The sequence below is a fragment of the Brevibacillus formosus genome, from assembly GCF_003013405.1.
Lineage (GTDB): Bacteria > Bacillota > Bacilli > Brevibacillales > Brevibacillaceae > Brevibacillus > Brevibacillus formosus.
Map to the genome: position 1 here is coordinate 246,278 of NZ_PXZL01000001.1, position 17,648 is coordinate 263,925.

The 17,648-nt window shown below is 47.1% G+C and carries 19 protein-coding genes; 13 read left to right on the forward strand and 6 right to left on the reverse strand.

What is annotated here, in order from left to right:
* Positions 1-80: 80 nt before the first annotated feature.
* The 5 genes from C7R91_RS01075 to C7R91_RS01095 all read left to right on the forward strand — a co-directional run bounded on the left by C7R91_RS01075 (position 81) and on the right by C7R91_RS01095 (position 4,171).
* Positions 81-629 (forward strand): MarR family winged helix-turn-helix transcriptional regulator, encoded by a 549-nt coding sequence (locus C7R91_RS01075; RefSeq protein WP_007723208.1) that lies wholly within the window; start codon positions 81-83, stop codon positions 627-629.
* A gap of 78 nt (positions 630-707) precedes the next feature.
* Entirely contained in the window at positions 708-1,007 is a 300-nt protein-coding gene (locus tag C7R91_RS01080) for a DUF3055 domain-containing protein (RefSeq protein ID WP_015892160.1), read from the forward strand.
* Positions 1,008-1,117: 110 nt separating this feature from the next.
* Positions 1,118-1,915, forward strand: coding sequence for an alpha/beta hydrolase (locus C7R91_RS01085; RefSeq protein ID WP_047068418.1), 798 nt, complete (start codon positions 1,118-1,120; stop codon positions 1,913-1,915).
* Between the two features lie 118 nt (positions 1,916-2,033).
* Positions 2,034-2,159 (forward strand): GapA-binding peptide SR1P, encoded by a 126-nt coding sequence (locus tag C7R91_RS01090; RefSeq protein ID WP_015892158.1) that lies wholly within the window; start codon positions 2,034-2,036, stop codon positions 2,157-2,159.
* A gap of 107 nt (positions 2,160-2,266) precedes the next feature.
* Positions 2,267-4,171: a hypothetical protein gene (locus tag C7R91_RS01095; RefSeq protein WP_047068417.1), complete on the forward strand. Its 1,905-nt coding sequence runs from the start codon at positions 2,267-2,269 to the stop codon at positions 4,169-4,171.
* A gap of 69 nt (positions 4,172-4,240) precedes the next feature.
* Here C7R91_RS01095 and C7R91_RS01100 read toward each other — a convergent pair whose 3' ends face one another.
* Positions 4,241-6,178: a beta/alpha barrel domain-containing protein gene (locus C7R91_RS01100; protein ID WP_047068416.1), complete on the reverse strand. Its 1,938-nt coding sequence runs from the start codon at positions 6,176-6,178 to the stop codon at positions 4,241-4,243.
* 119 nt (positions 6,179-6,297) lie between these two features.
* Positions 6,298-7,770, reverse strand: a complete 1,473-nt coding sequence (locus C7R91_RS01105; RefSeq protein ID WP_047068415.1) for an aminotransferase class I/II-fold pyridoxal phosphate-dependent enzyme — start codon at positions 7,768-7,770, stop codon at positions 6,298-6,300.
* Between the two features lie 121 nt (positions 7,771-7,891).
* On the opposite strand from C7R91_RS01105, the gene C7R91_RS01110 reads away from it, so the two are divergent.
* Positions 7,892-8,896 carry an NAD(P)H-dependent flavin oxidoreductase gene (locus C7R91_RS01110; protein ID WP_327957175.1) on the forward strand — a complete coding sequence of 335 codons (1,005 nt, stop codon included), beginning with the start codon at positions 7,892-7,894 and terminating at the stop codon, positions 8,894-8,896.
* 84 nt (positions 8,897-8,980) lie between these two features.
* Here C7R91_RS01110 and C7R91_RS01115 read toward each other — a convergent pair whose 3' ends face one another.
* The gene (locus C7R91_RS01115) at positions 8,981-9,616 is read right to left on the reverse strand and encodes a YktB family protein (protein ID WP_047068413.1); all 636 of its coding nucleotides are present in this window, start codon (positions 9,614-9,616) and stop codon (positions 8,981-8,983) included.
* Positions 9,617-9,847: 231 nt separating this feature from the next.
* Here C7R91_RS01115 and C7R91_RS01120 point away from each other — a divergent pair, with 231 nt between their 5' ends.
* The 3 genes from C7R91_RS01120 (at position 9,848) to C7R91_RS01135 (ending at position 12,125) form a co-directional block, all read left to right on the forward strand.
* On the forward strand, positions 9,848-10,447 hold the full coding sequence (locus C7R91_RS01120; protein ID WP_047068412.1) for a YkzI domain-containing protein: 600 nt from the start codon (positions 9,848-9,850) through the stop codon (positions 10,445-10,447).
* 228 nt (positions 10,448-10,675) lie between these two features.
* A complete protein-coding gene (locus C7R91_RS01125; protein ID WP_047068411.1) occupies positions 10,676-11,182 on the forward strand; it encodes a DUF4446 family protein in 507 nt (168 codons plus the stop codon).
* A 346-nt stretch (positions 11,183-11,528) separates the two neighbouring features.
* Complete coding sequence (locus C7R91_RS01135; protein WP_047068409.1) at positions 11,529-12,125, forward strand: hypothetical protein; 597 nt, start codon at positions 11,529-11,531, stop codon at positions 12,123-12,125.
* Positions 12,126-12,237: 112 nt separating this feature from the next.
* Here C7R91_RS01135 and C7R91_RS01140 read toward each other — a convergent pair whose 3' ends face one another.
* Positions 12,238-12,732, reverse strand: a complete 495-nt coding sequence (locus C7R91_RS01140) for a GNAT family N-acetyltransferase (RefSeq protein ID WP_047068408.1) — start codon at positions 12,730-12,732, stop codon at positions 12,238-12,240.
* A 325-nt stretch (positions 12,733-13,057) separates the two neighbouring features.
* On the opposite strand from C7R91_RS01140, the gene speD reads away from it, so the two are divergent.
* Positions 13,058-13,459: an adenosylmethionine decarboxylase gene (gene speD / locus C7R91_RS01145; RefSeq protein WP_007723244.1), complete on the forward strand. Its 402-nt coding sequence runs from the start codon at positions 13,058-13,060 to the stop codon at positions 13,457-13,459.
* Positions 13,460-13,538: 79 nt separating this feature from the next.
* On the opposite strand, the gene C7R91_RS01150 is transcribed toward speD, so the two are convergent.
* Complete coding sequence (locus tag C7R91_RS01150) at positions 13,539-14,117, reverse strand: YhcN/YlaJ family sporulation lipoprotein (RefSeq protein WP_047068407.1); 579 nt, start codon at positions 14,115-14,117, stop codon at positions 13,539-13,541.
* A gap of 139 nt (positions 14,118-14,256) precedes the next feature.
* Here C7R91_RS01150 and typA point away from each other — a divergent pair, with 139 nt between their 5' ends.
* Complete coding sequence (gene typA / locus C7R91_RS01155) at positions 14,257-16,098, forward strand: translational GTPase TypA (protein ID WP_047068406.1); 1,842 nt, start codon at positions 14,257-14,259, stop codon at positions 16,096-16,098.
* Between the two features lie 68 nt (positions 16,099-16,166).
* Here typA and C7R91_RS01160 read toward each other — a convergent pair whose 3' ends face one another.
* Entirely contained in the window at positions 16,167-16,640 is a 474-nt protein-coding gene (locus C7R91_RS01160; protein WP_047068405.1) for a glutathione peroxidase, read from the reverse strand.
* Between the two features lie 230 nt (positions 16,641-16,870).
* On the opposite strand from C7R91_RS01160, the gene C7R91_RS01165 reads away from it, so the two are divergent.
* Both C7R91_RS01165 and C7R91_RS01170 read left to right on the forward strand, forming a co-directional pair.
* On the forward strand, positions 16,871-17,197 hold the full coding sequence (locus C7R91_RS01165; RefSeq protein WP_047068404.1) for a YlaH-like family protein: 327 nt from the start codon (positions 16,871-16,873) through the stop codon (positions 17,195-17,197).
* A gap of 10 nt (positions 17,198-17,207) precedes the next feature.
* A complete protein-coding gene (locus C7R91_RS01170; RefSeq protein WP_047068403.1) occupies positions 17,208-17,483 on the forward strand; it encodes a hypothetical protein in 276 nt (91 codons plus the stop codon).
* The last annotated feature ends 165 nt before the right edge of the window (positions 17,484-17,648 follow it).

The following is a 17,648-nucleotide window of genomic DNA, read 5'->3' on the forward strand; positions in this document are numbered from 1 at the left end:
TTTTTCTGAAAAGTGTAAAATATATATCATATTTATATAGCCGTTAGATGAACGATAAAGGATCATGGAGGAATATACGCATGCAGGAGGCCTCAATTAGACACGTATTCGAAGCTTTAAACACCATGCGCGCCATCGATGTGGTGAACAAAGAAGACTGGGAGCGGGCAGCGAAGGAAGCCGAATTGGATTCCTCCGTACAGTTAAACATTCTCTGGATCATCTATTGTTATGAAGGTGTACGCGTCACGCAAATTGCAGATTGGACCTTCTGGCATCCCTCATCGATTGTCATTCATATCAAGAAATTAATGGAGAAAGGCATGGTGACGATCGAAAAGTCGGAGTTGGATGGGCGGGTGGTTCACGTATACCCGACTGAAAAAGGAAAAGAAGTATTGGAAGCCAGTCGAAGAAGTGTACCAGATATTTTTAGATTGACGTATGCATTGGAGAAAATGGAGGAACGATACAGTACAGCAGTAGTCGAACTGTTCTTTGAATGTCTCTCCTTTGTCGCGCAATCGCTGCATGGTGCAGAAAAAGTAAGATGGATTCAAGAAGGGGAAGACAGGGTCATTAACCCAACACGTTTGGTAAATGATGCTGTTTGGGTGGCAAAAACGTGATTTTTCGCTTATACTAATGAATAATCCGAATATTTCATGAAATTCGGAGGCCAAAACACTGTTGAGGAGGGATTGCTGATGGAGCACTACGACCACTTATACGACGTTTCGGAGAATGCTAATGTACGTTTCCTCGGTTTTATTTCTGAGGGAACACGATACGACTTTGGCATGGTATTTACACACAAGTTTTATGGAAAGCCGTTGGTGATCTGTATGCAGACAGGGCAATCGACTCTTCTCAGTTCTGAAGATGCGGTGAATCCAGGATACCTGCAAAAAATTTTCAGGCTGGATTCAGAGAACGAGGCAGTCGCGCTTGCTGAGTTTTTCCAGGAGCATTTACCATCCATTCCATTTGAAGAAAATCAGTATTAAGTAACGAGCAGAAGTTTATCTTCTGCTCGTTTTGGTTTTTTTTGTAAAATAGGGTCTGCCGTTTTTTAGTATAATCGAAAGAAATCAGGCAGTAGGAGGAACAAAGGAGAATGGGTATACATAAATGGTCGGTCAAAGATTCACGGGGAGCGATTGTTCTCGTCCATGGAACGGGAGAGCATCATGGGCGTTATGAGCATGTAGCGGCTTATTTCAATCAGGCAGGCTGGGACGTATATGCGGAAGATTTGCCGGGATGGGGGCGTTCTCCTGGGAGACGGGGGCACATTCAATCATTCGAAGATTATTTGTCCCGCGTACGTGAGTGGACGAGTACCGCTCTTGCCGATGCGTCCGGAGAGAAGCCCGTATTTTTAATGGGGCATAGCCTGGGGGGGCTCATTGCGACTCGCTTTATTCAAACGGATGAGCGGAGTAAAGAGTTAGCAGGGGTCATTCTCACATCTCCATGCTTAAAATTGAAACTGACTGTACCGGCATGGAAGGAGCAATTGGCACAATTTCTCGATCGGGTCTGGCCAACACTTGTCATGCCGAATGGAATCACTCCCGACATGGTTTCGCGTGACGAAGCTGTTCAGGCTGCTTATCAGAACGATCCGCTCAATTATTCCAAGGTAAGTGTCAGATGGTTCACGGAATTGAACCGCTCTATGGAGAAAGCGTGGGAAGAAAGAAATCGAATCAAGCATCCTGTCCTTGTTTTGCAGGCTGGTGCTGATTCTTTGGTTGATGCGGATGCTGTGGAGCAGTTTACAGCGGGCCTTTCAGGCAGACAAACGTTCGAACGATACGCAGGCTTGCGGCACGAAATTTTAAATGAGCCTGAAAAGGAAGAAGTCTTGCAAAAAATCGTGACCTGGTTAAATGACAATCCTTCGATTTAATGTGACATACTAATTATCAACAAATGCATCTTGACTCCGAATGATGTAGCATATTAATATGAATGTAACATAATATTTATAGGAATATGTGAATCAATTGAATGCGGAGGGGACATAGATGGGAACTATCGTATGTCAGACTTGCGGAACCATCATCGAGCATTTTGAAAGTAACTCAGTGAAAACGCTTTATGCGGTGTGCAACTGTGACTGCCGACCTGGTGAAAGACAGGAAAAAGAATAAAATAATAGTCGACAGGCCTATGTTGAGGCCTGTTTTTTTTGACAACCTTTTCCGTATGGAGGATAATGGAGAAGTGTGAAAATCGTTGTAAAAGGAGGAATTGTTTCATGAAGCGAAGACCGATACAGGGAATGCTGGCCGCTGCACTTTTGGTCACATCTCTGTGGAGCGGGACACCGGCGCTTGCTTACAGTATTGGTGATGAAGAAAAAATTGACGCAAGCAAGCCTGAAATTTCGGGAGCCGGTTATGACATTTCCAAAAAATATGCCGTGTGGATGGTGGAAGGGGAAGAAACCGTAACCCTTTACAATCTCGATAAAGGTACGCAAACGCAAATTGGCGACAAGGGATCTGAAAAGACGAATCCAAAAGTAGATGGTGAGTATGTCGTGTGGATCGACTCCCGTGACGGAGGTTCGGACGTCTACTTGTATGACATTGCAAAACAAAAAGAAACCCGCTTGTCAGACGGGGCGGCTTCTGTCGATGGAGTAGAGATCGGGGATAAAAACGTTGTCTGGACAGATAACGGGGATGTTTATCTGTACAAAATTTCTACAGGAGATACCGAGGTCGTATCTGCGAGCGGAAAAGCAAGCAACCCAGTGGTAAGCGATGCGTATGTCGCATGGGAAGATGAACGTGATGGCAACGGCGATATTTACTATTACGATATCAAAGCCAAAGAAGAAAAGGCGGCTGTCGTCCAAAAAGGCGAGCAGGGGCGTCCTACTCTTTCCACAAATAAAATTTTGTATGAGAATCGCTCCTATAATCAAATCTACGTGCATACCATTAGCAACGGCAGAAACAAAGAATTGACGAACGGTTCAAACGACAAAGAATTTGTACATACGTACAAAGACGATTATGTGTATGCTGACGGCAATGATCTGATCTACCGTACCGTCGATAAATCGTCCAAAAAGAAGATTGACTCCAACCTTTATGGAAATGTAGGACCGAGAATTTATGGTGACTATGTTTTGTATGCCAAAAAGGACAGTAATAAAAAGCTCCAGCTTCACCTGTATGATCTGGACGAAAAAGAGCAAGTTCCGCTGGGCAATGTAGGCGGCGATCCTAGTGATCCAGCTGGTCACGATCGTTATGTCGCTTATGTATCCAAGTCTAAGAAAAACAATGCCATCGTACTTTATGATATGGTAAACGGAACGAGCAAAGCCATCAGTGACCCAGATCACGATGCTACTCGCCCTGTCGTAAGTTCTCGCTATGTTGTTTGGTATGATCAGCGTGAAGACGCACTCTTCTCCTACGATATTCGTAAAGGCGTCCAAACGCAGATTACAAACGAAGATGATGATCAACAGCCAAGTGAGAAGTTCTATGAAATCGACGGAGAGCGTCTATTGTGGGTCAATGTCGATCGCAGAGCAGAAGTGTTCATCACAAATCTGTCCACTGGAAAGCATACTGAGGTAGCAAGGCTGAAAAGTGAACCGTTAAGCGTTGATATTTATCAGGACTATGCAGCCTGGGTAGTCGAAGAGGGCAAAAAGAATGCAACGATCGTTCTCTACGATATCGAGGGAGAGAGAGAAAGAGAAATTCGTAAAAACGTAAAAGTAGAGAAAGCAGAGATTGGCGATGATTTCGTGGTTTGGAGCGAAGATACTGGCAATTCCAAAACGGGTTGGGATTTGTATTATTACAACATCGACCGTCAAAAAGTCAATCCGCTGCTGCGCTATACAGAAGGTGACCAGAAAAATCCACAGGCTTCACGAAACATGATTTTATTCGAAGACAATCGTCTGTCCGGGAAAGCCAAGCAGTTCTACTTCGAGCTGTATGATTTCGAAGAGGGATCATTTAGCGATATCGAGTGGGATGATGATGCGGAGATAGAAAGCCCGCGTATGGGTGGAAATCGCATTGTTTGGGTAGACGATCGCGACAAAGATCCTTACGTTTACACGTTGGCATTCGCTCCGGGTGATGACGACGAAGACGATGATGAAGATGATGAAAAAGACGAGGACTGATTCTGAATAAATCGAGTCAGGCTCCCTAACAGAAAAACAGACGAAAGGATTTCTTTCGTCTGTTTTCTTTTACGTCCGGCATAAATACGGCTTCAAAAGTACGAGTGCTACGAGAAATAAAATGACGGCGACATAAGCAGGCAAGAGATGAATAAAATCAACGTAGCCTACAGTAAAATGTATGCCGATGCCAGAAACAAAGCCTGGAATGCCTGCTAAAAACAAGGTCCACCAAATCCACGCTTCTCCTCGCCTGATCCCCCAAAGGCTAATCAGCAAGACTGCCAGCCCATTCGAAACTAATGCCCCGCCAAAGCCAGCACGGTCATGAGCAATGACCGGAATTAATCGCTCATTGTAAGACTGCAAGGTATCGGCAGACACACAGAGAAAGACGAGGTCAGATGGAACGAAGACACCAGTGACGCCGATGATCGAAATAATAAGACCAGCCCCTGTCAAACCAAATCCGATGATGACAAAGAGCAATTGTCCCCATAGAGCCATTTGCCAATCCCGATCGTTGTGAAGCTGAGGTGGTAAGCGAGTCAAATGAACCTTTGCAGGCGTTTGAAATGCGAGCAGAAACAAGGGAAACAACACGAGTGCTAAAATCGCGTGTAAGTAATCGAAGTACCCGTATCCAATAAATAAAAAGAAGCTGGAAAATCCAACAGCACCGGAGACGAGCAAGATGGTCCGTGTCCAGTGAATGTCTTTGCGCAGGCCATGGTAAGCCAGTTGGCTATACAAAATTCCTATCGAGATCATCGTTCCCGCCAGGCTAATCCGATCGTGAGACATAAAAGAGAGGATTTGCACATTGAAGAGCGCAAGCTGGTCGGCTGACATCCCGAGAAAGCGTTCGTCGTAGGGAAGGACGACGGTTGTTGCGGCGATCAGCCATGCAAGTGCCCCACCGATCATCATGCCCACGCCCAACAAGATTCCCCATACCCATGAAGGAAATAAAAAAGCAGATCGCTTTTCTTGAGGAGGGTCAGTGGCTGGTTGTGTTTGCAAGATGGCTTCGTTAATTCGTTTTGGCAAGCCGGGGCCAGAATAGACCAAGCCACTGTGCAACTGCACAAGATTGGCACCCGCTGCAAGAAAGGACAGAGCTTCTTGTGGCTCCAGAATCCCGCCTGATCCAATGATAAGGGCCTCTGGCCACTGTTCCCGTGCCCAGGAGACAAATTTGACCGCTTGCTCGTGTGTACTTCTCCCCGTGATATAAACAGTGTTGTTCATGCTTGGTGAATCTTCCTGAATGATGCCTCCAGCGACAACGAGACCGTTGAGTCCTGCTTCTTTTGCCGAGGTAAGAATCGGGAGTGCTTCCGCTTCTGCAAGGCTCGGAGGGATCGCCAGCATGAGTGGTAGATCCGTTTGGTGACGCAAACAGGAAAAATGTTCTGCCCACGTTGTATGGTTCCATTCTGGCAGTCCAATATTCGCCCGCGTATCAATAGTGAAAAACGAACAAAAACGCTCCAATTTGCCGATCAGCTCCTGAAGCTCTTCTGTGGCTTCTCTCAGGCTGGCTTTTGGTTGGGGGGCCAATCTGACTCCGACAGGAATTTTGATGCCAGAAGCCCCCTCCAGGCGCCTCTGAAGGGTATGAATACCATTATTTACCAGTGGACTGGAGTAGTGGATATTCATCGCGGCAATGTCACGTTGGACAGTGCCGTGCGAATCGATCGGTTCTTTGGACACCGGTCCCAGTTCTAGAAACCCGAAGCCGAATTTGGACAGCGCCTGAATGGCGATGCATTCCGGGTCCAATCCGGCACCCAAACCGACTGGAGTAGGGAACGTGACTGGGCCAATGGTTTTGGAGAGCTGCGAGGGAGGCTCCATATGTCCCATCCATTCGATGATCAACGGACCACCCGGAATTTTTGCCAAAGTGCCGATTGACTGCAAGGTAATCGACCTGGCCCGTTCGGGTGGCATGAGAAAGAGAAGTGGCCGAAACATCGTTTGATACGACCAGTCTGGCATGGCAGGATCGCCTACCTTTCCTGATTTTTCCCAATTCCATCTTATCTCAAAATGTTTGCATAAAAAATAAAAAAAGCTGCTCTCTCGTGAAAGAGGCAGCCGTTTTTCGGTTCGGTCGCTTAGCCAGAAATGGCCGTTTGTCTTTTTACGACTTTAATCGTTTTCAGTGTCTCATCTTCAGGACCTTGTACGGGTAACCCGACTCGAATGTTTTCCTGGATGTATGCGATATTTTCCTCTGTGATTACCTCACCAGGAAGGAAGATCGGGATGCCTGGAGGATAAACCATGATGAACTCAGTGATGACTCGACCTGCTGCTTCCGCCAATGGAATCGTCTCTGTTTCTGCATAGAAAGCTTCTCGAGGGGTGGTGGACAGCACAGGGATATTCGGCAGTGAGATCGTCGGCTTGTCTTCTGCTTGTACGTGCGAAAATTCAACGGACAAATCACGCAAGCCATTTACCAGCGCACGGATGGATTCTTCCGTATCTCCGGCAGTAACGAAGCAGAGGATGTTGTACAGATCGCTCATCTCTACCTCAATGTTGTACTTGTCACGCAACCAGTTTTCGACTTCCCATCCAGTGATTCCGAGATCGCGTACATGGATGAGGAGCTTGGTTGGGTCCATCGCAAAAGTCGCAGGCTTTCCAAGGATCTCCTTGCCAACGCAGTAGATGCGCGGGATTTCGTTAATCATATCGCGTGCTTTTGCTGCCAGTTCCATTGCTTGATCCGCGAGCATTTTCCCGTTGAGGGCAAGATGCTGGCGCGCCATGTCCAATGACGCGAGTAAGATGTAAGAAGTCGAGGTCGTCGTAAGCATACTCATGACCGTTTTCACTCGATCGACATCAACAAGTCCTTCCCGTACATTCAGGATCGACGTTTGGGTCAAAGAGCCACCCAGCTTGTGTACGCTGGTCGCTGCCATGTCGGCACCCGCTTGCATGGCCGAAATAGGCAGTTCCTCGTGAAAATGAATATGCACACCATGAGCTTCGTCGACCAATACAGGAATTTCATAGTTATGGGCAGCCCGCACGATCTCGCGCAGGTCACCTGCAATACCGAAGTACGTTGGGTTAATCACCAACAGGGCAGCAGCATCAGGATGAGCATCCAGTGCTTTTTGCACGGCCTTCACTGTGATTCCGTGAGAAATACCCAGACGCTCGTCCATGGCAGGGTGAATAAAGATTGGGATTGCTCCAGCGAAAATAATCGCCGACATAATCGATTTGTGTACGTTACGCGGTACGATAATTTTGTCGCCAGGACTGCAGGTCGCCATAATCATTGCCATGATGGCACCGCTTGTACCTTGCACGGAAAAGAATGTATGGTCAGCGCCGAATGCCTCGGCTGCCAAATCTTGTGCTTCTTTAATCATTGCCTTCGGGTGATGCAAATCATCCAATGGCGCAATGTTGATGAGGTCTATCGAAAGAGCGTTGTCCCCGATGAACTCGCGAAATGCCGGATGCATACCCATCCCCTTCTTATGGCCCGGAATGTGAAATTGAATCGGGTTCCGGTTGGCGTGCTCCAACAACCCGCTGAACAAAGGAGTTTTCATTTGTCTCACTACGATCGCCTCACTTTACTAATCAAGAATAATAAGGGGAAAAACAAACAAATTGAGTATAGCAAAATAGGGGGGGAAAGCAAGCGAATTTTTATTCAGGTTTACGCGTGGTGGCAGGAGATTGGCCTGTAAGCCGAGAAGGTCATTTACACGGGGTGATAAAAGGATGAAAACGAGAGTAACGGAGCTACTTGAAATAGTATACCCAGTCGTTCAAGGTGGCTTGGCTTATTTGGCTTACGCAGACTTGGCTGCGGCTGTGTCAAATGCGGGGGGACTCGGTCAAATTACGGCTATGTCCTTGCCATCGGCGGATGCACTGCGGGAGGAGATTCGCAAGGTTCGTACATTGACGGATAAACCATTTGGTGTGAATTATGCGATTGGTCAACATGGTCGGCCGTATGAAGAAATGCTGGATGTGGCGATTGAAGAAGGAGTGGCAGCTGTATCGGTAACAGGAGGCAATCCAGAGCCGCTGCTGCGCAGACTCGATGGTCATCCCATCAAAAAGCTCGTCTTGGTTGCATCTGCCCGCCAAGCACAAAAAGCCGAATCGATTGGCGCGGATGCTGTAATGGCTGTTGGCCAAGAAGGCGGGGGTCACTTGGGACGAGATGATATCGGGACGTTTGTTTTGATTCCGCGTGTGGTGGATTCCGTGAAAATTCCGGTATTGGCTAGTGGTGGGATAGGTGATGGTCGGGGAATTTTGGCAGCGCTTGCACTTGGTGCAGAAGGTGTGGAGATGGGGACGCGATTTATTGCTACGCAAGAATGTGTCCATGCGCATTCTGCCTACAAAGAGGCGTTGGTTGCTGGAACCGAACACGATACCGCAGTTATCAAGCGCACACTGGGGGCACCTGCGAGGGTCGTTCGCACACCAGGCTCTGATCATATTCTCCAATTGGAAAAAGAAGGGGCAGGCTACGAGCAGTTAAAGAGCTTCATCAGTGGAGAGAACAATTGCACATTTATTTATGAGGGCGACAGCCAACGTGGCTTTGGTTGGGCTGGTCAGGTTATCGGATTGATTGAAGATGTACCAAGTGTCCAGCAATTGTTTGACCGCATGTTTGCCGATGTGAACAAATCGTTGAATCGACTGCGGTCTTTTTCCTAAAACAAAAGAACAGGCCTGCGTTTTTCAAATGAAAGCGGACCTGTTCTTTTGCATATAACTTAACTAAAGAAAGCGATAGGCGTTCTATGCACGGGAATTTCCTAATGCATAGAGCTTGCTCAACACGCCAAATGTTTCTTCGAGACGACCCACCAATGCTTCTCCGTCTGCCAGGATGGGATCATGACGGTCAATGGTAATTCCACAGAGCAACTCCGCTTTTTTTACCTGTGCAAGCCTGTCCACCAGCTTTTTCACGCCAGCGGTGCCCAGCTCTTTTTGAGACGTGCTTGCTGGTTGCATATGATCTGGGGACCAGTGAAAATGCTCCGGAACCATCGCGATAACCTCATCTAGACGCTTGTTAAATGCATGGCTGATGATCTCTTTGGAAGGAGACTCGTAGATTACCGCGTACCAAACGAACAGATGTGTTCCCCACAAGCCGATTTGAAAGTGCGGATGTTTTTTGTAACCGCGTTTATCATTAGCCCAGGCAACCCACGTATCAGCTGGTGGGTTCACTGTGCGGCGTGCATGTTTTGCTATGTGCGTAAACATTTCATCCCCGGTTGCTACGGAGAGAAAAGGCGCAAAGTGTTGGCTGAGTACTTCGAATTTGGGACGGATATTCGTTTTGATCGCGTCCATCCGAGCATCCAGTCCATCAATGGCAAAAACATCAAAATCTTCTTGACGAAAGCCTGGAAACGTTGGCATGTAACAAACACCTCTTTTAAGCATCATCGAACCCCACAGGAAAGAAAAGGGCGATCGTCCCTGTCAAGGGAGCTTGGAATCCTCCATATGATATCATACCATCCAGGAAAAAAATACATGCCGAGATTTATGAATAGCAAAACCAAAGCCTGAATAATATGATATACCACTCACTCCCTTGAGGCGAAAATGATATCTGAGTATTCTGTCAACGGGAGGGGCCTGTAGAAGATGAATCTCGGCATGGAGTTGGAGTATTTTCATTTGGCAGTTTGGTTTGACCGCAAAACATTGCACGCGATGGTGCAGGCCCTGGTGGAAGCAGGGGTGAGCGTCACGTGGAAAGAATCTCCCGAGCAGTTTCACCTCCTCGTGAACACCACAGATGGCCGATCCGACTGGAAAATGCGGCGTTTAAACGGGTCCTATAAGCTGCACATTGCAGGCATTCCTGTCAATGATTCTCGGGTGGCACTCGTACTGTACCACTTCGTAGAGCGGGCTAAAGGGCATGCCATGATCAAGGTCACTTTTGAAGAGTGCGTCTTGCTGAAGCAAATCCAGTACGGAGAAGTTGTCAGAATAGTGGAATTAAAAGGAGCTGAGAAAAAAGTGATCTATGAAAAATTTTGCAACGTAACGATGGATCAGGTAATTGCTGCGATGAAGCGACGTGACTCGGAAGAACGCATCCCGGTGCTGCGTCTGGAGCTGGATTATGAACTGGCGACGTTGTATGACGCGATGCAAGCCAAAGACCAAAGTCAAATGAAGCAGTCCACAGAGCGATTAAAACAGCTCCGTCGGGAAATGTTGCTTTTGGAAGCGTAGGCAGACTGGAGGATAGCCAAAGGACGATGAGTTTGACACAAACCAATACGGAATGAAAAAGCGACATCTCAAACAAATGAGGGTGTCGCTTTTTTTGGTGGGAAAGTCGTTTATTTCGTATTTGTTGTTTTTGTGAAAAGACTTGTTTGAATGGGAGGCCCGACGGTTGTACAATAAAGAAGGTTTTTGACAGCATATTTACGCACGCGCCGGAAAGGAAGAAAAGTTTTGGAAGCATTCCTATCACAAATCCCCAATGTAGCGATCCTGCTTTTAGCCGTCATCGCATTGACACTGATCCTGTTATGGATCGTGATTATGCAGTCTGTCCGGATCAGTCGATTGAGGAAATCGATCAACCGGATTATGACAGGGACGGGAGGAGCCAATCTCGAGGAAGGCTTGCACAGACTGCTGGATCAGGTAGAGGAAATGAAAAAGCAGCATAGCGATCAGCAGTTTGCCATCAATCGTCTGTCACAACGAATGGCAGCGCAATGCGGCAAAGTAGCGATTATCCGTTACAATGCCTTCGGGGATGTCGGCAGTGATCTTAGCTTTTCGTTGGCGGTAACAGATGACGCTGGGAACGGCGTCGTGATCACCAGCATTTTTGGACGAGAAGAATCTCGCGTGTACGCCAAGCCGCTTGAGCAAGGGACATCGAGCTACCATTTGTCTGAAGAAGAACAGGCTGCGATCAAAAAAGCGATGACCTCAACCACAGGGATATAAGTCCCTCTGAATTTCAATGAAACAGCAAGAATTTGAATGAATCAGGGAGTTCTTTTCATTTCCCTGCGGCTGATTGCGGATATTCCTGTTTTTTGCTAAAATTCATCGTTATTTTGCTCAAGACTTTTGAGGGCATCTGAGGTATAATAAAGATGTCAAAAATGGCTTTTTTGCGAAAAACAAAAAGTAGGTGATCCGCCTTCATTACCCAAATCGATTTTCGATTCGCGGGGCAAGGCCAGGTTCTACAGCGTTCTTTTGTTGACACTTAGCGTATCTCCTCTGATTTGGATAACTGTTCGGTCGTACTCGGCCCATGCAAACCAAAAGAATTGAGGAGATATTTATGGCACAGCGTTTAGCAACTAATTACGCCAAGGCCTATTTTACGGTGAATGAAGAAGAGCTGAACCAGTTCGTTTCGCTTTTCACCAATGAACACATTTCAGTCCAAGTCAAAGTGTGTGACAATGGCGATCGTGACGTAATTTTGAATGACAAGAACGGCGAAATTCAATTGAATTTCTGTCGGGTTGGCAGCCGCTACTCATGCGACAGCTCATATCTGATCCGAGATCGGCAGCTGGCAAATGCTATGAGAAAAGCAATGAAAGCGTTCCGAGGCTATGGAATTGTCCACCGGATTTACGACGGCTTCACAATGGTGTATCACTACGATCAAGGATCGGTTGTGAGCATTCAGGAGCTAACCGGAAACGAAGAAGTGTCCATCTTTGAAAATAACTCTCTGCACATGGTCAATGAGCTGGAGGCTTTGTTCCAGCAGGATGGCAGCGAGCAGGAGATTGAGTCCTTACGTCAAGAAACGGACAGATGGCTGGATTTGCGTAATTGGGCAAAGAGAACTGCCCCAGAAAAACTTCCAGCAATTGATGTTCGATTAGTAACGTTATCGCGACGTCTATTTGAATTAGAAGTTTAGTGAAAGAAGGGTGCCTGGGGCGCCCTTTTTTATTTATATGATCAGGCAGCAAAAAACAAAAAGCGGGTTTCCTTCAATCAAGAGGTGCCCGCTTTTACTTTGTACCCTTCACTTAGCGCAGTTGTAAAGGCTTGCTCATATTGTACCAAATTGCTCCAGCATGATCTGAGCTGGAAACACCGTTGTTCAGGTATCCATGACTTTTATAGTAGCCAATCAAATTTTCCTTACACGTAAGCGTGATCGTCTCACGACCGGCCTCTTCTGCGGATGCCTCCAAGTGTGCTAGGAGCATGGAGGCGATGCCGCGATTTTGAAAAGCAGGAGAAACCGCTAAGCCTAAAATGGTTTGATGTCCGCCAGATGCCGGGTTTTCTTTAATCGTTTGAAAAAGATCATCGGTAATGAAGGGGGATTCGATGACGGGTCCATTGATCAAACCCGCAATGACCCCATCGGCTTCCGCTACAAAAAAACTATCAGGAATCAAGCGGATACGCTTCTCAAATGCTTCCTGTGTTGCAGCCTCTTCTGGTGAGAAGCAAAGACGCTCGATGGCAATTAGTTCTGGCAAATCTTCTGCTTTGGCATTACGGATAGTAATCATGTGTGGCGATCCTCTCCCTCTCCATTCTGGTGCATTTCTAAAAGTTTAGCATATTTCATAATAGGTGAAAGCCACTTACAGCAACGTCTGCTCGCCATTTTTGTAGAGACAGCCGGCAGCCTATTTGTAATGTTATTATGGATTATTGAAAAAGGGTATTGTCAAACTAGGCCGATGCATGGTATTGTTGTTTTCGTTGGAAACAGGATTAGGAACCAGGATTCACTTTAAAGGGTGGATAACAACGGAAACCGCCCCCGTTAGTGAATGACGCAGGTCCTAGCGATGTTTAACATTACACTCGTTAGGAAGGGGGAACCGAAAGATGGAATATTCGACTTTCGGAAGACACGTTGCTGTTGACACATGGGGAGTTCAGTTTGATTTGTTGAACGACGCAGAATTTTTGAAAAAGGAAATGATTGAGGCTGCTGAGGCATGCGGTGCTACGGTACTGAGTGTGCAAGCGAAGCAGTTTTCTCCTCAGGGTGCTACCGTACTGGTTCTTCTCTCGGAAAGCCACCTGTCCATTCATACGTATCCTGAGCGTGGCTTTGCTGCTCTGGATTGCTACACGTGTGGGGAAACCGTTGATCCGCAAATCGCCATCGACTACTTGGTATCCGTGCTGAAGCCGGAAAAAACTTACGCGAAGAAATTAGTTCGTGGTTTGGGTGAACTGCAAGTTGTTGAGCCAGAAATGAAACTGGTTGAAGCGGCAAAGTAAGTAACAAATGGAAAAGTTTTCAAGAGGTGCGGGCTGATTCCGCACCTCTTTTATATGGAGCGTCGATTCATATTTGTCATCATGGAGTGACAGTAGGAATTCTGCGGCCAATATCTTGGAGCAGAGAACGAAATTCCGTAGATGTATTAACTTGATTCGTCCGATGCGTCCCTTCTTCGTAAATATCTGCATGGATGGCACGAATCCGGTCAAAGGTGGCTGCGTCGGAGGCTACTTGGATCGAGAAGTTCGGAACACGTGAACGAACGGCTGAGTGGACTTGCTGTTCGATTATGCGCGTTTCCTCTGGGCCAAAATTTTTCCGAACACGAATTCCGATGACAGCATCTGTACCACTTACGAGAACAGTAGCACGTTCCACACCTGGCACCTCATCTGCGGCCAAGGTGAGCTGTTCAGCCAAATCCTGATTGAAACCATTGACCGTATAGCCTTTGTGATAATTGCGGGCATTGATTCCGCCAGTGTAGGCATGATAATCATGAGCGAGGCTTGTCCTGGCACCTGGGGCCTGCTGATAGGTGGTACTTTGTGTGTGTGCTTGATTTTTTGGATGGCTGCTCGAGCTTGCACATCCGGTCATCATGGTTGCTAGCATAAGCAAGCCAGCCAAACACTTCGGGCCGTACCGTTTCATACATCTGCCACCTCCATTTTCCTTAGTATGACGAAAATAAAGTCCCTTACTCAGGAAGTGGCTCCCGTAAAAAACTGCCCATTGTGCCGCGTTTCACTACCTGTTAATATGGAAGGTATGCATAATAGAGGAGGTTCACATGAAGCGTCTTGACATACGCAACATTGCAATTATTGCCCACGTTGACCACGGAAAAACCACGCTGGTTGACAAACTTTTGATCCAATCGGGCACATTCCGCTCGAACCAACAGGTAGAAGAGAGAATGATGGACTCTAACGACCTGGAGCGCGAGCGTGGAATTACGATCCTGGCGAAAACCACATCTGTCACATACAAAGATTTCACGATTAACATCTTGGATACACCAGGCCATGCTGACTTTGGTGGCGAGGTTGAGCGTATCATGAGCATGGTGGATGGCGTTCTGTTGATCGTCGACGCCTTCGAAGGCTGTATGCCACAAACGCGCTTTGTATTGAAAAAAGCGCTGGAAGCAAAAGTTACCCCTATCGTTGTCGTGAACAAAGTAGACCGCGACAATGCACGTCCTCAAGAAGTTATCAACGAAGTGTACGACCTGTTCATTGATCTGGATGCGACGGAAGACCAACTGGAATTCCCAATCGTATATGCTTCCGGTCTGCAAGGGATTGCAGGACTTGAGCCAGATAAGCTGGAAGGCGACCTTCGCCCACTGTTTGACACCATCATAGAGCATATGCCTGCTCCTGACGCAGACGAATCTGCTCCGCTCCAAATGCAAGTAACCATGCTGGACTACAACGACTTTTTGGGTCGTATCGGGATTGGCCGCATCTATCGCGGAACTATGAGTGTGAATGAAATGGTATCCGTTACTACTCGCGAAGGCGAAGTGAAAAAAGCGCGGATTCAAAAGCTGTTCGGTTTCTCCGGTCTGCAACGTGTTGAGCAAAAAACAGCAAGAGCGGGAGATATCGTAGCGATTTCTGGTATTGACGATATCAACGTAGGGGAAACGGTTTGCCACGTTGATCATCCAGAGGCATTGCCACTCTTGAAAATTGACGAGCCTACTCTGCAAATGACGTTCCTCGTGAATAACAGCCCGTTTGCTGGTCGCGAAGGTAAGCACGTGACTTCCCGCAAGCTGCGTGATCGTCTGATGGCGGAGCTGGAGACAGATGTATCTCTGCGTGTAGATGAAACAGATTCGCCAGATGCGTATGTAGTTTCTGGACGCGGGGAATTGCACCTGTCCATCTTGGTAGAGAACATGCGTCGTGAAGGCTTTGAGCTGGGTGTGTCCAAGCCTGAGGTTATTATTCGTATGATCGATGGACAAAAAATGGAACCGGCTGAGCTGCTGATCATTGATGTGCCTGAGGAATACACAGGGGCGGTTATGGAGACATTGGGTCAACGTAAGGCCGAGATGGTTAACATGATCAACAACGGCTTCGGACAAGTTCGTCTGGAATTCATTATTCCATCCCGCGGTTTGATCGGATATCGTACAGAGTTCTTGACGATTACACGCGGTTACGGTATTCTTAACCACTCCTTTGACAGCTATCGTCCGCTTGTACAAGGAGCGGTAGGAGGACGTCACGCAGGGGTACTCATTTCCCACGAGACAGGAACAGCTACCACGTACGGCTTGATGTCCGTAGAAGATCGCGGAACGATGTTCATTCAACCAGGTACAGAAGTTTACGAAGGAATGATCGTGGGTGAGCATAACCGCGACAACGATCTGACTGTTAACGTATGTAAAGAAAAGCATGCGACCAACGTACGTTCTGCGACCAAGGATGAGACTGTCAAAATGAAGGCTCCTCGCATGTTGTCGTTGGAAGAGGCACTGGAATATCTGAACGACGATGAGCTGTGCGAAGTAACACCTCAATCCGTTCGTTTGCGCAAAAAATATCTGAACAAATCAGATCGTGAGCGCTATGAGAAGCAAAAACGCTGGGAAGCACAACCGCAAGCGTAAGATTAAAAGTAAAGAACGCCACTTGATCCTGTTTGGGGATGAAGTGGCGTTTTTGTTTGGACTTGTCCTTACAACAGACTCTCGATATCTGAGATGAGCTCCTCAGGTTGAGTACGAGCACTGATGCGTTTTACGACATGACCGTCTTTATCCACGAGGAATTTGGCGAAGTTCCATTCGATATCTGGATTTTCTTCGCTAGGAGCATGTTCCTTCAAGTACTGGTACAATGGGTGAGTACCAGGACCATTGACATCGATCTTCGCAAATAGAGGGAACGTCACGCCGTAATTACGATCGCAGAACGTTGCGATTTCTTCTTCTGTTCCTGGCTCTTGCCCAGCGAACTGGTTGCAAGGAAAGCCGAGAACGACCAAACCCTTATCTTGATAACGCTCATACAGCTCCTGTAGACCTTTGTATTGAGGGGTAAGGCCGCATTGGCTGGCGACGTTCACGATTAGCAGGACATGCCCTTTGAAGGCGGCTAATGTCTTTTCTTCACCGGAAATCGTTTTGACAGCAATATCATACAAGCTCATCTTATTCCCACCTTTTTCTACTGACATATCCTCATCATAGCATGTACGGCGAAAATCATGCCAGCAACATGGAAGGGCCTACCGTTTTTTGACACAGAATCCACCACCTGATAAAGTAAGAAAGATAGCGTTTTCCTAAGAAAAAAGAGTGACTATTCGTTTCATTCCGCCTATGAGGTGGCATGTGAGGCACTAGGAGTTTCACCGCTTGAAGACAGGAGAGATAAGTGATGGACTGGATACAAATCGCATCAACCTATGTGGCAACGAATCCAGATCAGCTCACAGCATATGACAGCTTTCGCATATGGGCTGATAAATATCGGGCTTGGATTTTGTTTGTGGAATTAATTATTGTCTATTACCTTGGTTTTGCTACCCGTATCCGTATGCCTATTTTGAAAAACGTGCTCTTGTACATCCTTTTATTTGTTGGGGCTCTCATTTTCGCTATTTTGGATGTGCAGCTACCTGTGAAAAGTGCAATGCTGGTGGCGATCGCGATTCTCGTGATTGTAAAGGTACGGATCAAACCGGAGCAAACTGGGCGAAAGTGAGGAGAACCGCGTGAAGCGTGAAGATGCACTTTTTAATTGGCTCCAAATTCAAGTGGTTGCCGATGCGAGACCAGAGGACCGCTCTGCTTTGGATACTGCTGCTTTTTTCTTGCAATTGCTGCATGAGGATCATCAAATGAGCGATATCGGCTATCGTCAGGAAGGTAGCTGGTACGTGCTATTTGGGAGCGCTGATTCACAGTCCGTGGAAGTGCGATATCCTGCTGAATCAGTCGAAGCTTTGTTGGTCGCGATTGAAAGCGAACCCAAGTACAACTGCAACTAACGGGACAAAGACTCCCCTCCACTTGCCGAAATGATTCGGAAGTTGGGTGGAGTTTTTTTGTTTCAAGTGCTTTTCGTAGGTAATAAGACGTGGTTTCTTGGATGATGCAACTTTTGATAATGATTTCCCGTCAATATTCTTGCCCCAAGCAAACAGGGGGATTTT

Excerpts from the sequence above, each read along its gene's own strand:
- C7R91_RS01075 (WP_007723208.1), top strand. The coding sequence starts at position 81 with ATGCAGGAGGCCTCAATTAGACACGTATTCGAAGCTTTAAACACCATG.
- C7R91_RS01080 (WP_015892160.1), top strand. The coding sequence starts at position 708 with ATGGAGCACTACGACCACTTATACGACGTTTCGGAGAATGCTAATGTA.
- C7R91_RS01085 (WP_047068418.1), top strand. The coding sequence starts at position 1,118 with ATGGGTATACATAAATGGTCGGTCAAAGATTCACGGGGAGCGATTGTT.
- C7R91_RS01090 (WP_015892158.1), top strand. The coding sequence starts at position 2,034 with ATGGGAACTATCGTATGTCAGACTTGCGGAACCATCATCGAGCATTTT.
- C7R91_RS01095 (WP_047068417.1), top strand. The coding sequence starts at position 2,267 with ATGAAGCGAAGACCGATACAGGGAATGCTGGCCGCTGCACTTTTGGTC.
- C7R91_RS01100 (WP_047068416.1), bottom strand. The coding sequence starts at position 6,178 with ATGCCAGACTGGTCGTATCAAACGATGTTTCGGCCACTTCTCTTTCTC.
- C7R91_RS01115 (WP_047068413.1), bottom strand. The coding sequence starts at position 9,616 with ATGCCAACGTTTCCAGGCTTTCGTCAAGAAGATTTTGATGTTTTTGCC.
- C7R91_RS01120 (WP_047068412.1), top strand. The coding sequence starts at position 9,848 with ATGAATCTCGGCATGGAGTTGGAGTATTTTCATTTGGCAGTTTGGTTT.
- C7R91_RS01135 (WP_047068409.1), top strand. The coding sequence starts at position 11,529 with ATGGCACAGCGTTTAGCAACTAATTACGCCAAGGCCTATTTTACGGTG.
- C7R91_RS01140 (WP_047068408.1), bottom strand. The coding sequence starts at position 12,732 with ATGATTACTATCCGTAATGCCAAAGCAGAAGATTTGCCAGAACTAATT.
- speD (WP_007723244.1), top strand. The coding sequence starts at position 13,058 with ATGGAATATTCGACTTTCGGAAGACACGTTGCTGTTGACACATGGGGA.
- C7R91_RS01150 (WP_047068407.1), bottom strand. The coding sequence starts at position 14,117 with ATGAAACGGTACGGCCCGAAGTGTTTGGCTGGCTTGCTTATGCTAGCA.
- typA (WP_047068406.1), top strand. The coding sequence starts at position 14,257 with ATGAAGCGTCTTGACATACGCAACATTGCAATTATTGCCCACGTTGAC.
- C7R91_RS01160 (WP_047068405.1), bottom strand. The coding sequence starts at position 16,640 with ATGAGCTTGTATGATATTGCTGTCAAAACGATTTCCGGTGAAGAAAAG.
- C7R91_RS01165 (WP_047068404.1), top strand. The coding sequence starts at position 16,871 with ATGGACTGGATACAAATCGCATCAACCTATGTGGCAACGAATCCAGAT.